The organism is Microbacterium sp. NPDC078814 (assembly GCF_040702645.1).
In the GTDB taxonomy this organism is placed as follows: domain Bacteria; phylum Actinomycetota; class Actinomycetes; order Actinomycetales; family Microbacteriaceae; genus Microbacterium.
In genome coordinates this window covers 530,954-543,521 of the sequence record NZ_JBFBLT010000002.1, presented here as the reverse complement: position 1 = coordinate 543,521, position 12,568 = coordinate 530,954, and the positions used below count along the sequence as shown (strand labels likewise).

The 12,568-nt window shown below is 69.7% G+C and carries 14 protein-coding genes, 1 tRNA gene and 1 pseudogene; 12 read left to right on the top strand and 4 right to left on the bottom strand.

All coding sequences use genetic code 11. The features are described 5' to 3' along the window. The 3 genes from AB0300_RS05920 to AB0300_RS05910 are packed head-to-tail and all read left to right on the top strand — an operon-like array spanning position 1 to position 3,176. Positions 1 to 999, top strand: coding sequence for a DNA-formamidopyrimidine glycosylase family protein (locus tag AB0300_RS05920; RefSeq protein ID WP_025103401.1), 999 nt, complete (start codon positions 1 to 3; stop codon positions 997 to 999). Between the two features lie 42 nt (positions 1,000 to 1,041). Further along, positions 1,042 to 1,683 carry an FMN-binding negative transcriptional regulator gene (locus tag AB0300_RS05915; protein WP_025103402.1) on the top strand — a complete coding sequence of 214 codons (642 nt, stop codon included), beginning with the start codon at positions 1,042 to 1,044 and terminating at the stop codon, positions 1,681 to 1,683. Then, positions 1,680 to 3,176: an amidohydrolase family protein gene (locus AB0300_RS05910; RefSeq protein ID WP_366215633.1), complete on the top strand. Its 1,497-nt coding sequence runs from the start codon at positions 1,680 to 1,682 to the stop codon at positions 3,174 to 3,176. Before AB0300_RS05915 ends, AB0300_RS05910 begins: the two co-directional genes overlap by 4 nt. 62 nt (positions 3,177 to 3,238) lie before the next feature. On the opposite strand, the gene AB0300_RS05905 is transcribed toward AB0300_RS05910, so the two are convergent. After that, on the bottom strand, positions 3,239 to 3,724 hold the full coding sequence (locus AB0300_RS05905) for a DNA starvation/stationary phase protection protein (protein ID WP_025103404.1): 486 nt from the start codon (positions 3,722 to 3,724) through the stop codon (positions 3,239 to 3,241). Between the two features lie 130 nt (positions 3,725 to 3,854). Here AB0300_RS05905 and AB0300_RS05900 point away from each other — a divergent pair, with 130 nt between their 5' ends. From AB0300_RS05900 to AB0300_RS05865, 8 genes and pseudogenes are all read left to right on the top strand, one after another. Then, on the top strand, positions 3,855 to 4,391 hold the full coding sequence (locus AB0300_RS05900; protein WP_025103405.1) for a gamma carbonic anhydrase family protein: 537 nt from the start codon (positions 3,855 to 3,857) through the stop codon (positions 4,389 to 4,391). A gap of 28 nt (positions 4,392 to 4,419) precedes the next feature. Beyond that, positions 4,420 to 4,493, top strand: a tRNA-Ile gene (locus AB0300_RS05895). Between the two features lie 95 nt (positions 4,494 to 4,588). Beyond that, a complete protein-coding gene (locus AB0300_RS05890) occupies positions 4,589 to 5,101 on the top strand; it encodes a DoxX family membrane protein (RefSeq protein ID WP_126893238.1) in 513 nt (170 codons plus the stop codon). 306 nt (positions 5,102 to 5,407) lie between these two features. Then, positions 5,408 to 7,174, top strand: a complete 1,767-nt coding sequence (locus AB0300_RS05885; RefSeq protein WP_366215632.1) for a DUF5979 domain-containing protein — start codon at positions 5,408 to 5,410, stop codon at positions 7,172 to 7,174. 52 nt (positions 7,175 to 7,226) lie between these two features. Further along, a complete protein-coding gene (locus tag AB0300_RS05880; RefSeq protein ID WP_366215631.1) occupies positions 7,227 to 7,829 on the top strand; it encodes a hypothetical protein in 603 nt (200 codons plus the stop codon). Between the two features lie 96 nt (positions 7,830 to 7,925). Continuing rightward, a pseudogene (locus tag AB0300_RS05875) lies at positions 7,926 to 8,303 on the top strand (globin domain-containing protein); the annotation flags it as partial. Next, positions 8,289 to 9,140 (top strand): FAD-binding oxidoreductase, encoded by an 852-nt coding sequence (locus AB0300_RS05870; protein ID WP_366215663.1) that lies wholly within the window; start codon positions 8,289 to 8,291, stop codon positions 9,138 to 9,140. The pseudogene AB0300_RS05875 and the gene AB0300_RS05870, both read left to right, overlap by 15 nt. Positions 9,141 to 9,248: 108 nt before the next feature. Beyond that, positions 9,249 to 9,509: a DUF6458 family protein gene (locus AB0300_RS05865; RefSeq protein ID WP_025103410.1), complete on the top strand. Its 261-nt coding sequence runs from the start codon at positions 9,249 to 9,251 to the stop codon at positions 9,507 to 9,509. 53 nt (positions 9,510 to 9,562) lie between these two features. Here the strand turns inward: AB0300_RS05865 and AB0300_RS05860 are convergent, their stop codons facing one another. Beyond that, positions 9,563 to 9,880, bottom strand: a complete 318-nt coding sequence (locus AB0300_RS05860; protein WP_025103411.1) for a hypothetical protein — start codon at positions 9,878 to 9,880, stop codon at positions 9,563 to 9,565. Between the two features lie 185 nt (positions 9,881 to 10,065). Continuing rightward, positions 10,066 to 10,980 (bottom strand): helix-turn-helix transcriptional regulator, encoded by a 915-nt coding sequence (locus AB0300_RS05855; RefSeq protein WP_303709089.1) that lies wholly within the window; start codon positions 10,978 to 10,980, stop codon positions 10,066 to 10,068. Positions 10,981 to 11,117: 137 nt separating this feature from the next. Between AB0300_RS05855 and AB0300_RS05850 the strand changes: the two genes are divergently transcribed. After that, entirely contained in the window at positions 11,118 to 12,017 is a 900-nt protein-coding gene (locus AB0300_RS05850; protein ID WP_366215630.1) for an alpha/beta hydrolase, read from the top strand. Here the strand turns inward: AB0300_RS05850 and AB0300_RS05845 are convergent. After that, positions 11,989 to 12,462 carry an Lrp/AsnC family transcriptional regulator gene (locus tag AB0300_RS05845; protein ID WP_025103414.1) on the bottom strand — a complete coding sequence of 158 codons (474 nt, stop codon included), beginning with the start codon at positions 12,460 to 12,462 and terminating at the stop codon, positions 11,989 to 11,991. The genes AB0300_RS05850 and AB0300_RS05845 overlap by 29 nt on opposite strands. Between the last annotated feature and the right edge of the window lie 106 nt (positions 12,463 to 12,568).

Below are 12,568 nucleotides of genomic sequence, written 5' to 3'. Positions count from 1 at the left end.
ATGCCCGAGGGACATTCCGTCCACCGCATCGCGCGGCAGTTCGATCGCAACTTCGTCGGCAAGACGATGAGCGCCTCCAGCCCGCAGGGACGCTTCGCCGAGGGCGCCGCGGTGCTCGACGGACGCCAGGCCGTGAGCGTGCAGGCCGTGGGCAAGCAGATGTTCCTCGAGGCGGAGGGTGACCTCTGGCTGCGCGTGCATCTCGGTCTCTACGGTGCCTGGGATTTCGCGGGGGAGATCCTCGTCGACCCCACCATCGCGTCGGCCAACGGCAGGATGGGCCAGACCAATCAGCGCGGCACCACTCTCGACGAGGCGATCCTCGACGACGCGGGGGAGAACTCCCTCGCCTCGATCGGGGCGCCGCGGCGCGCCAGGGTCCACGTGCGGATGTCCGAGCAGACCAAGGGGCTGACCGACGAGGTCGACGAATGGCCGCCGCCCGTGGTGGGTCAGGTGCGGCTGCGCCTCATGACCGACATCACGGTGGCCGACCTGCGCGGTCCCACCGCCTGCGTGTTGCAGACTCCCGAGGAGATGCTGGCGACGGTGGCCAAGCTCGGTCCCGATCCGCTCGTCGGCGATCCGGCGGAGAACGAGGAGCGGTTCGTCCGCGCCGTGCGGAAGAAGCCGACCCCGATCGCGCTGCTGCTGATGGACCAGGCGGTCGTCAGCGGCATCGGCAACGTGTACCGCGCCGAGATGCTCTACCGGCAGCGGCTGAACCCGCACACGCCCGGCCGCGACGTCCCGGAGGATGTCGTCAGGGCGCTCTGGCATGACTGGGTGCGACTGCTGGCCATCGGCGTGGAGACGGGTCAGATGATGACCATGGACGGGCTGTCTCCCGAGCAGTACCGCGCCGCGATGGCGAGCCGCGACGATCGTCACTGGGTCTACCACCGGGCCGGCCTGCCGTGCCGGGTCTGCGGGACCGAGATCGCGCTGGAGGAGATCGGCGCCCGCAAGCTGTACTGGTGCCCGCGCTGTCAGGCCTGAGGGCGGGATCCCCGGGGCTCCCGCCGCTCTAGGCTGGGATCCATGCGACAGAATCCGAGCTTCACGCTCGCCGATGTGGCCGAGATCCGCCGCGTCATCGACGCCAACCCGTGGGCGACGGTGGTGAGTGCGCCTGAGGACGGTCTGGTCGCCTCGCACTATGCCGTCCTCCTCGACGACGACCGCGATGATCTGACGGTCGTGGGGCACGTGGGCCGCCCGGACGACGCCATCCACGGCCTGGGGGAGCGGGAGATCCTGCTCGCCTTCCAGGGGCCGCACGGGTACGTCTCCCCGGGCTGGTACGGCGACGTTCCCGCGGTCCCGACCTGGAACTACACCGCGGTGCACCTGTCGGGCGTTCCCGAGATCCTCAGCACCGCGGAGAACCTCCGTGTGCTCGATGCCCTGGTCGCGCGGTTCGAGTCGCGGCTGCCCGACCCGCGCCTGATGTGGGAGCGTCCGAACGACGCGGCCTTCATCGAAAGACTCGAATCCGGAACGGTCGGCTTCCGCCTCACCCCGACGAAGGTCGTCGCCAAGCGGAAGCTGAGCCAGAACAAGCCCGCGGAGACCATCGAGGCGGTGATCGCGGCGCTGCATGCCGAAGGGCCGTATGCGAACGCCGCCCTCGCCGCGGAGATGCGTCGTGCACAGGACGCACGGACGGGTGGAAGGGCGTGAGCGCCCTCGGAGTCGAGGTCGGAACGGTCCGTGCCGTCCGCCCCGTCGGTCCGGGGCGGGAGTTCCTGCTGGATGATGAGCCGGTCGACCTCCACCTCGCCGACGGACGCATCGTCGACATCGCGCCGACCGGGGCCCTGCCGGCGCGCGGCGAGGTCATCGAGGCCGACGGTGCCTGGGCGGTGCCGGGGCTCTGGGACAACCATGTGCACACTGTGCAGTGGGCACTCGCCGCGGAGCGCGTGCCGCTCGGCGCGGCGGACTCGGCCGCCGGGGCCGCGAGGTTGATGCGCGACGCGCCCGTGCTGCCGGACGGCCGACGGATCGGCACGGGGTTCCGGGACGCGCTGTGGCCGGATCGGCCATCCGTGGCCGCGCTCGATGCCGAGACGGGCGTCGTGCCCACCTACCTGATCAATGCGGACGTGCACAGCGTCTGGCTGAACTCGGCGGCCCTGGCGCGCGAAGGCTTCCGCGGAGACGACGGTCTGCTCCGCGAGGAGGACGCGTTCGAGATCTCCCGGCGGCTCAATGCCGTCGATCCTGCCCACAGCGATGAGGCGGTCATCCGCGCGGGGGCGGCCGCCGCGGCACGGGGCGTGACCGGTCTGGTCGACTTCGACATGGCGTGGAACGCCGATGCCTGGCCGCGACGGATCCTCGCGGGCTTCGCCGCGCACCGTGTCGAGTTCGCGTTCTACCCGGCGGATCTCGATCGGGCGATCGCCGCGGGCCTCCGCACGGGGGAGCGCCTTGCGGTGACGGATCCGACCGGGCTTGTCGTGTCCCTCGTGCGGGTCGGGTCGTTGAAGGTGATCAGCGACGGCTCGCTCGGCACCCGTACGGCGGCGTGCTCACACTCCTACCCCGGCGACCCCGCGAACTTCGGGGTGCTGACGGTGCCTCCGGACGAGCTCACGGCGCTGCTGACCACTGCGGCGGGAGCGGGGATCGAGGTCGCCGTGCACGCGATCGGCGATCGCGCCGTGACGGCGGCCCTCGACGCGTTCGGCGCTTCCGGTGCCACGGGGTCGATGGAGCACGCGCAACTGGTGCGGCACGCCGACCTCGCCCGATTCGGCCGGCTCGGGGTGCGCGCGAGCGTCCAACCCCAGCATGCGGTGGACGACCGCGACCTCGTCGAGCACCACTGGGCGGAGCAGACCGCGATCGGCTACCCGCTCGCCTCGCTGCTGTCGGCGGGTGCGGAGGTGCGCTTCGGCTCCGATGCGCCGGTCGCGCCGCTCGACCCCTGGCATGCGATCGCCGCGGCGGTCTGGCGGACCGACGACGACAGGGCCGCCTGGCATCCGGAGGAGCGGGTGACGCTGGATCAGGCCCTCGAAGCGAGTGTCCGCACGTCGCTCCGTCCCGGTCAGAGCGCAGACATCGTGCTCCTCGGGAGTGATCCTCGCACCGCTGACGCGGCGGGGCTCCGGACGATGCCCGTCACCACCACGCTGCTCGGCGGTCGCCTCACGCACCTCGCCTGAGGCAGCGCGCACACGACGAAGGGCGGCCCCGTAGGGAGCCGCCCTTCGTCGTGTACGTGGTGTCAGGCCGCGATGTGCGACACGAGGAACCAGCGGTCCTTCTCCAGCCCGCGCTGGATCTCGATCGCCACGTCCTGACTCGTGAGGTCGACCTCGTCGAGGCCCTCCACGGCCGCCTTCACATCGACGAGGATCGCGTCGATGTCGGCGATCACGGCGCGGATCAGCTCGTCCGACTGCGCGAAGCCGGCCGGAACGCCGGTGGCGCCTGCCTTCTCGGCGACGGCGTTCACGCGCGCGTCGATCGGAAGGCCCAGAGCGACGATGCGCTCGGCGGCAGTGTCGGCGAAGTCTCCGGCGTGGGCGACGATCGTGTCGAGCAGCTCGTGCACGCCGACGAAGTTGGCGCCGCGGACGTGCCAGTGCGCCTGCTTGCCGTTGACGGTCAGCGCCTGGAGGCCGAGGACGACGGGGGAGAGGAACTGCGCCGCACCGGCGGCCACAGTCGGGTCGATGGCGGTGGTGGAAACGGTCTGGGCCTTGCTCATCTTCTTGCTCCTCCGAATGAAGTTCTCTGTCTGACGAGTACAACGTTACTCAGGCTCAGGCATTCCGCAAGGAAGCTGAGGCTCCACTCACTTCCGCGTGATTCCGGGGGAGTGAGGGTAGTCTCGCCTCATGAGCATCGCTGCCGGAGCCTCCGTCCTCGCCCTCCCGGATCGCACCCCCGAGCTCGACGACACCGCCTTCGTCGCGGACGGCGCGCGCATCGTCGGCGCGGTGTCTCTCGGAGCCGGTGCCAGCATCTGGTACAACGCGGTGCTCCGCGGTGACTCCTCGCCGATCGTCATCGGACCGGGCAGCAACGTGCAGGACAACGTGTCGATCCACGTCGACGCCGGGCATCCCGTCCTCGTCGGGTCACGGGTGTCGATCGGGCACAACGCTGTCGTGCACGGCTGCACGATCGGTGACGGCTCTCTCATCGGGATGGGGGCCGTCGTCCTCAGCGGCGCCGTGATCGGAGAGGGCTGCCTGATCGCCGGCGGTGCCGTCGTGCTGGGTGGGACCGAGGTGCCGCCGGGTTCCCTCGTGGCAGGCGTGCCGGCGAAGGTGCGCAGGGCGCTCTCCGACGACGAACGCGCCGCGCTGCTGGCGAATGCCGCGATCTACCTGGAACACGTGGCCACGCACACGCAGGCGAGCGAGGCGTGAGACCTCCCCCCGCTAGGCTGGGCGGTACGGGGCGGTGGCCAAGCTGGTTAAGGCAGTGGGCTCATAACCCAACGATCGTCGGTTCAAGTCCGACCCGCCCTACTCCCTGGCCTCGTCTGTCGTAATCGTCGCGGCGCTCTCCTGTCTCTTCTCTGGAGGTCTCGACGCCCGTCAGCCTCCGGATCGGAGCAGGAGCCATGTCGACCACGAGTGTGCCGAACGCGGGGACGCGTCGTCGGATCGAGGATGTGGGGCAGTTCGCGTTGCGTCTCGCGATCGCGGCGAGTTTCGCCCTCGCCGTCGCCGACCGTTTCGGCGTCCTCGGCGGCCCGGGGGCAGATGGTGTGTCGTGGGGCTCGTGGACGATCTTCCGTGCGTACACCGCGCAGCTCGTCCCTGTCCCCGTCGACGTGGTGGTGGACACGGCGGCCGTGCTGGCGACGGCTCTGGAGACCATCCTCGCCCTGCTTCTGGCCGTCGGGCTGTGGACCCGGATCGCGGCGGGAGTCGCTGCGCTGCTCACGGCGACGTTCGGGGTGACGATGCTCGTCTTCCTCGGACCGCTTGCGCCGTTCCGGTACCCGGTCTTCGTCTTCACAGCCGCCGCGATCCTGCTCGCGGGGCTGAAGCGCTACCGGTGGAGCATCGATGCGCTGCGAAAGGAGGTGCCGGGAGCGGGGAGAGACAACGATGCCCCCGGCACCAGGTAGACGGCGAATGCCTCTACAGACGGACGGACGCGTCGGAAGGGGAAGCGATCCGTCACGGGAGAGATGACGAGGTGACCGTTTCATGACGCCGTTTTCCGCAGGATCACGGCATATTGCGTGTGCCGCGAGAAACCCGTTCGGCCGAACCGCGTAACAGAACGCGCCGTTCTGCATCCCTTCCTGGGGACATCACTCGCGCGGAAGAAGCCAAATGCGCGAGTTCATCGATCATCTGGGGAGTCGAAAGTGCCAGTCATTCAGCATGCAATCAGATCGGGCGCGCGGGGAACGCGCCTGACGACGTTCGTGGGTGCTCTGCTCGCGATCTGTCTGGCGGCCCTGGCGGCCGTCATCGCGACGCCGGCCACGGCCCGCGCTGCGGAGGTGGCGGGGATCACCTCGTTGACCATCACCGAACCCACCGACCAGATCAAGGTCTGGGACCGGATCGCGTTCGAAGCGACCTGGGCAGTGCCGGACACGGCGACCGCGGGGGACACGTTCCGCCTCGCCTTTCCGACGAGCCCGAGCCTGACCGGGGTGCGGGATTCCTTCGCCCTGACGGCTCCGGATGGCCAGACCATCGGAATGTGCGAGGTGTCGACCGGTGAGCTCGTGTGCACGCTCACGGACTACGTCGACAGCCACACCGACGTCAGCGGCACACTGCACTTCCGTGCCAGGGCCGACGAGGAGACCACACTGACGGAGATCCCGTTCACCACGGGCGGCGGAACCGTCGTCCCGGTCGACGTCCCGGGCGGGATCGGACCGGTCCCGGAGTTCCCGGCGCCGACGACCCCGACCAAGTGGGGCGACGTGACGCTCGACGGTCGGAACATCGCGTGGGGCGTGAACATCCCGTCCTCCGCGCTGGCCGGGGAGGCTCCGACGCTCACCGACACGTTCACGGCCGGCCTCGTGCTCGATCCCGCGTCCGTCACCGTGGCGTACGTGCTCGCGAAGGACTGGGCGGGAGGCAAGTACACCGTGTCGACGGGGCTACAGTCGGGCAGCGATTTCACCGTCACGGAGGTCAGCTCCGAGTCGTTCACGGTGACAGTGAACGCGCCGATCGTCGCCGACGCGATCTACGTGCTCCGCTACAAGACGGCTCTGCCCACCGACGTCCGTCCCGGTGATGCGTTCCACAACACCGTGACCGGTTCCCGCTGGGTCACCGAGAGCACACCGGTCATCTACTCCCAGGGCGGGGGCGATGGCGAAGGGGTGCTCCCGGTCGGCGGATTCACCGTGACCAAGGAGGTCAGCGGTGCCGGCGCGGCTCTGGTGCCCGACGACCGCGAGTTCCGGGTGGCCTACTCCTATCAGCGTGCCGGACAGACGGTGGAGGGCGAGCTCGCCCTGCGGTCCGGCCAGACCGATGGCCTGAAGGATCTGCCGGTGGGCACGGTCGTCACCCTATCTGAGGTCACGCCGGCGGACGTCGACGGCGTGACCTGGCAGGCGCCGGTCTTCTCCGGCACCGGTGTGGCGATCACCGATGGCGGCGCGACCGTCACCATCGCACGGGGGGCGACGGTCGCGGTGACGCTCACCAACCCGACGACGGTCACGCCGCCGCCGGTCGGGGGCTTCACGGTGACCAAGAACGTCACGGGCCCGGGGACGTCGCTGGTCCCTGCGGACCAGACGTTCACGGTGGAGTACTCGTACGAGCTCGCGGGACAGCCCGTCACCGGTGAACTCGCGCTCCGCGCTGGGAAGAGCGACGGACTCGCGGATCTGCCGGCGGGAACGGTCGTCACGCTCCGCGAGAAGGCGCCGAGCTCCGTGGAGGGCGTCACGTGGAAGAGCCCGCGCTTCACCGGCGCGGGAGTCGACGTCGGCGACGGCGGTGCCACGCTCACGATCTCCGAAGACGCGACGGTCGCGGTCGTGCTCACCAACGGGACCGCGGTCACTCCTCCGCCCACGCCGGGCGGTGAGCTCGCCCTGACCGGGGCCGAGGGGCCGACCGGCCCGATCCTCCTGGGAGCGCTGCTGCTGGTCGCCGGAGTCGTGGCGCTCGGCGTCCGTCACCGGGTCTCGGGTTCGCGCACCGGCGACTGAGGGCCGGGAGGGGCCACGCCGATCGATCACGCAACGACTTCACCGTCGTCGCGTGATCGATCGCGCCGTTCAGCGTCCTGTCGTCGTCGAGGGGCTCTCCCTCGACGACGACGTCGACGCCGCAGCGCGTCGGAGAAAGGCACCTCTCATGACCAAGACGCTCCTCGCCCGTACCTCGGCCACCCTCGGCGTGGCCGCCGCTCTCTCGCTCGGCGGGGCGGTGCTCGCTTCCGCCGCTCACGCCGAGTCGACGCCCGCGGATCCGACGGCGTCGAGTACGCATAGCACGGGCGTTCTCACGCAGCGCGTCGGGGCGGCGTGTCTCTTCTTCCAGTACACGTTCAACATGAGTCCGACCGATCCCCAGGTGGGGGACACCGTGACGTACACCATGCAGTTCCTCAACAACGGCGAGGTCGACTCGACGAAGAGCGCGCTCACGTTCCGCCTGGACGGCCTCCTCGACGACTCGACCTGGGCAGCGTCGGCCCTGGAGGCGACCTCCGGTCGCGCTTCCGTCGCGGGGAATGCCGTCACGTGGAACGGGCCGCTCGATGCCGGAGACAGCGTCGTGCTGCGCTTCACCGGCGTGTGGACCGGCGACGGCGATGGGCTCGCGTTCCCGCGGGTCGAGTCGTACGGCTACGTGAGGTGAAGGGCGGCCGCGCGCCGCGCCCTCGTTTTCCACGGTATCAGCGGCGGCGTGGCGCGCTCGTCGTCGAGAGGCTGAACGGACACCGACCGAAAGGCAGTCATGCAGCTCTCCACGGACTCCGAAGTCATCGTCCGCGCCACCGCCGGCGTCGTCGCCGCACACGCCGACGAGATCACCGCCCTGTTCTACCGGCGGATGTTCGAGGCCCATCCTGAGCTGTTGAACGTCTTCAACCGCGCGCATCAGGTCCAAGGCGATCAACCCAAGGCGCTGGCGGCGTCCGTCGTGGCGTTCGCGGTGCACCTCATCGATCCGGACGCGCCGGACTTCTCCCCGGTGATGCGACGCATCGCCCACCGCCACGTCTCCTTGGGTATCTCGGCGCGCCAGTACACGATCGTGGGCCGCTATCTCCTGGCCGCGGTCGATGACGTACTCGGCGACGCGATCACGCCGGCAGTGCATGCGGCGTGGGACGAGGTGTACTGGCTCTTCGGCTGCTCCCTCATCGCCGAGGAGGCGCGGCTCTACGCGGACGCCGGCACGGACCCGGACAACCCGTGGCGACCGCACCGGGTCGTCGACCGCGTGGAGGAGGCTCGCGACGTCATCTCCCTCAGCCTGGAGCCGGTGGACGGTCGCCGAGCGCCCCATCGCATCGGGCAGTACGTGGCCGTCGCCGTCGACCTCCCTGACGGCACGCGCCAGCCCCGGCAGTACACGATCTCCTCGTCGACGCCCGAGGCCTCACTGCGCGTCACCGTGAAGCGCGTGCGCGGCGCGGACGGCGCACCAGACGGGCAGGTGTCGACCTGGCTGCACGAGAACGCCCACGTCGGAACGGTGCTCGACGTCTCCCAGCCTGCCGGGGACCTGCTCCTCGATGACTCCGATGATGCGCTGGTCCTCATCTCGGCGGGAATCGGCATCACGCCCGTCGCAGCGATGGTGGGCGACCTCGCGCGACGGCGTCCCGACCGGCCGGTGCACCTGTTCCACGTGGACCGCGAGCCGGAGACCCACGCCCTCGTCTCGGACGTGCGCGCCCACGCGCAGCGGTTGAACGACGTCCGCACCCTGACCTGGTACACCGAGGGCGCAGCGGAGTGGCCGGCGGTGCGTTCCGGCCGGATGGATCTCGCCGGCATCGACCTCCCGCCGACGGCGCGCGTGTTCCTGTGCGGGCCGCTGCCGTTCATGCAGGCGATCCGAAGCGCTCTGACGGCACGCGGCATCGCGCCGGAGCGCATCGAGTACGAGGTCTTCGGTCCGGATCTCTGGGCTCGTCAGCCGAAGACCGCCGCGGCCTGACCCCACTGCGAAAGACCTGCGTGCAGCCGTGTCAAGCCCCTCCTCGAGGCCGCCGCGAACTGACATGCTCCCCGAGAGCGGCACCGCGCCGCGAGAACGGGAGAGACTATGAGCATCGGCAGCGGAATCGCGCTCTTCGTCATCGGAGCGATCCTCGTGTTCGCGATCAACGTCGACGTGCCGTGGGTCGACCTGGACATGGTCGGCTACATCCTCATGGGTGCCGGCGTGATCATCTTCCTCATCGGCATCGTGCTTCTCGCGCGTCGGCGTCGCACGGAGACGGTGTCGCGCACGTACGTCGACCCGGCGACGGGTGAGCCCACGACCCGGCGTTCCGTCAGCTCGAGCTCCGACGACGGGCTCTGAGCGCACGCAGACGGAAAGGAGAAGGGCCGCGGGAGAACCCGCGGCCCTTCTCGTCAGGTGACGTCCGCGCCTTCGAGGTGCTCCTCGACGAGGGTGATGCCTCCGCTCGAGTTCGCGGAGTGCGCGAGTTCCTCGATCCAGCGCCGGCTCAGCTCGGGTGTCTCGGCCTCCTCGAAGACGAAACGGAGGGGGATGGAGGGGTGCAGCCAGAGTGTGGAGCGGCCGGGGGCATCGCCCTCGGGGTGGCGCCAGGAGAGCGTGAAGCTCTCGTTCCGGCGCAGCTTCGTGGCGATGACCACCTTGAGGTGAGCGAGCGCACGGTCTTCGATCTGGATCGGCGTCTGGGTGTCGCCGTAATACAGGCTGCCCATGGTCAGCCGACCTTCGCGGCGGGGGCTGCGGGAATGTTCATGGCGCTCCTTGGGAACGTGGGGGGAAGACGGCAGACCGCTCCCGGGGATACTTGGACTCTAGCCAATTTGCGCACGACATCGTGCGCATCAGGGCGACGCGCCGTCTGCTGCGAACAGAGTATGCGCGCGGTGTCAGTCTCCCGTCACATAGCGGTGAGAGCGGGCGGATTCCCGTACGCTTCGCGATAGGCCACGGCGAACCGGGAGACGTTGCTGAACCCCCACCGGCGCGCGATCGCGGACACCGATGCGCCCTTGCCGTGTCGCAGATCGCGGTGCGCGCCGTCGAGCCGGGCGCGCCGCAGGGCCTCGTTCGGTGTCATGTCGAGCGCGCGGCGGAACGCGTACTGCAGGCCTCGGGTGGACATGAAAGCCGCCGCCGCGACGTCGTCCACCGTGATGGGCAGGTGTGCGTTGTCCTCGATGAACGCGAGGGCGCGACGCACCGAGGCCGGCGCCGCGGAGCGTTGGGCCGGACGGTGCAGCGACTCGCTGAAGGTGGTGGGGAACGCCGACATGGTCAGCAGCAGGGCGTGGCGCTCGAGCTCGGCGGCGATGAGGGGGTCGGCGCCATCCGGACCGAACGAGCCGTCGATGTAGGAGAACATCCGCTCCCACCGTGCCCCGTCCTCCCGCGTGTGCGGAGCGAGTCCGGTGGCGCGGAGCTCGAGGCGGTCGTCGCCGGTGATCTGCCTGATCGAGTCACGCGCCGCCGCGCGATCGAACACGAGAGCACGGACGCGGGCGACCTGGTTCCACTTCGCCTCGACCCGGACGCCGTCCGTGAGCCACGGCTGACCGGCGTCGAGTCCTTGCCGGCCCGACCAGATCCGGGCGTCGGCGGCATCGACGCGACACACCAGCAGCTGATCCTCCGGCTCGGCGCGGGAGTGCACCTGGGCCGCGAGCTGGTAGCGGACGAGCGACATGGACGCCGCCTCCACCGAGCGCCAGTCGAAGCGGAACCGGCGGGGGTCCACGTCCTGGAGGGTCGCCGAGGGCACGAACTGCTGCCAGGTGGACTCCACCTGCTCGATGTCCGTGGATGTGAACTGCACCGACACTCCTTGCTGCGCCTCGTCCTGGGTGGCCGGGGCTTCTTGGACACTAACCCACGCCACTGACAAGACGGTGGGGACGCCCCGGGGGTATCCGTCGGGAAGGCGGGAGTGCAGAGGCCTCGTAGACTCGGACCATGAATGTGCCTTCCCCGTATGCGGAGCGATTGAGCCGGATTCCGGTGCAGCGCCAGGAGGTGGAGGTGCGCGGGGGAACGACGGCGTACTGGGTCTACGGTCCGGACGACGCCGAGACGACCGTCATCGCGGTTCACGGCTTCCGAGGCGAGCACCACGGCCTCGAGTCGGTCCTCGCCTTCCTTCCGGAGCTCCGCGTGCTCGCGCCTGATCTGCCCGGGTTCGGGGAGTCCGCACCGCTGCCCGGTCGTCGCCACGACCTGCAGGAGTACGCGGGGTGGGTGACCGACTTCGCCGCGGCCACAGCGCCGGGGGCGGTCATCCTCGGCCATTCCTTCGGCTCCATCGTGGCCGCCGCCGCCGTGGCCGGAGGGCTCGAGACGCCGCGGCTGATCCTCGTGAACCCCATCGGCGCACCGGCGCTGGAGGGTCCGAAGGGCGTCATGACCCGACTCGCAGTGCTGTACTACGCGCTCGGCGCCAAGCTCCCGCCGCGGATCGGGACCGCGCTGCTGCGGAATCGGGTGATCGTCCGCGTGATGAGCATGACCATGGCGAAGACGCGGGACCCCGAGTTGCGGCGCTTCATCCACGACCAGCACGACACCTACTTCTCGCGGTTCTCCGATCGCGACGTGCTGCACGACGCCTTCGTCGCGAGCGTCTCGCACGACGTCAGGGAGTTCGCCCCCGCGATCGACGTGCCCACGCTCCTCATCGCCGCACAGCGCGACGACATCACCCCGATCGAGGCGGAACGGAAGCTGGTGACGCTCTTCCCCGACGCGTCTCTCGTCGAGATCGCCCAGGTGGGTCACCTGATCCACTATGAGACGCCGTCGGAAGCGGCCGGCGCGATCCGTCGGTTCCTCAGGATTCCCGTCGCGCGAGGCCGATGAGCCCGGCCACTCGGAACGGGATCACCTCACCCATGGCGAGCGAGGTCTCGGTCCGCTCCACACCCTCGATCGAGAGGATCCGGGCGTCCGTGTCGAACAGATGACGGGCGTCGCGGCACGCCACGCGCGCCAGCAGGTCGATGGAGCCGCTCAGACCGTGTGCCTGGACGACCTCCGGGATGCGCGCCAGCTCGTTGATGATGCGGGGGAGCTCGGTCTGGCGGACGCCGATGCTGACGAACGCCTGCAGCGGGAACCCGAGGACGTCGGGGGAGAAGGCGCGCTCGTAGGAGAGGAAGACGCCGCTCTGCTCCAGTCGGGCCATCCGCGCCTGGATGGTGTTGCGCGACAGGCTCATGCGCTCGGCGAGAGCGACGATCGTCACGCGCGGGTCGTCGGCGAGGGCCGCGAGAAGCTCCAGGTCGATCCGGTCCAGTCCAGGCATAGTGCCAAACCCTAGCAGCACGGCATCGGAGAAAAATGAGCAACATGCTCAATCGGCGTTGAGTTGCTTGAGCGAGGTGTTGACCGGACGTACCCTCAGACCATGC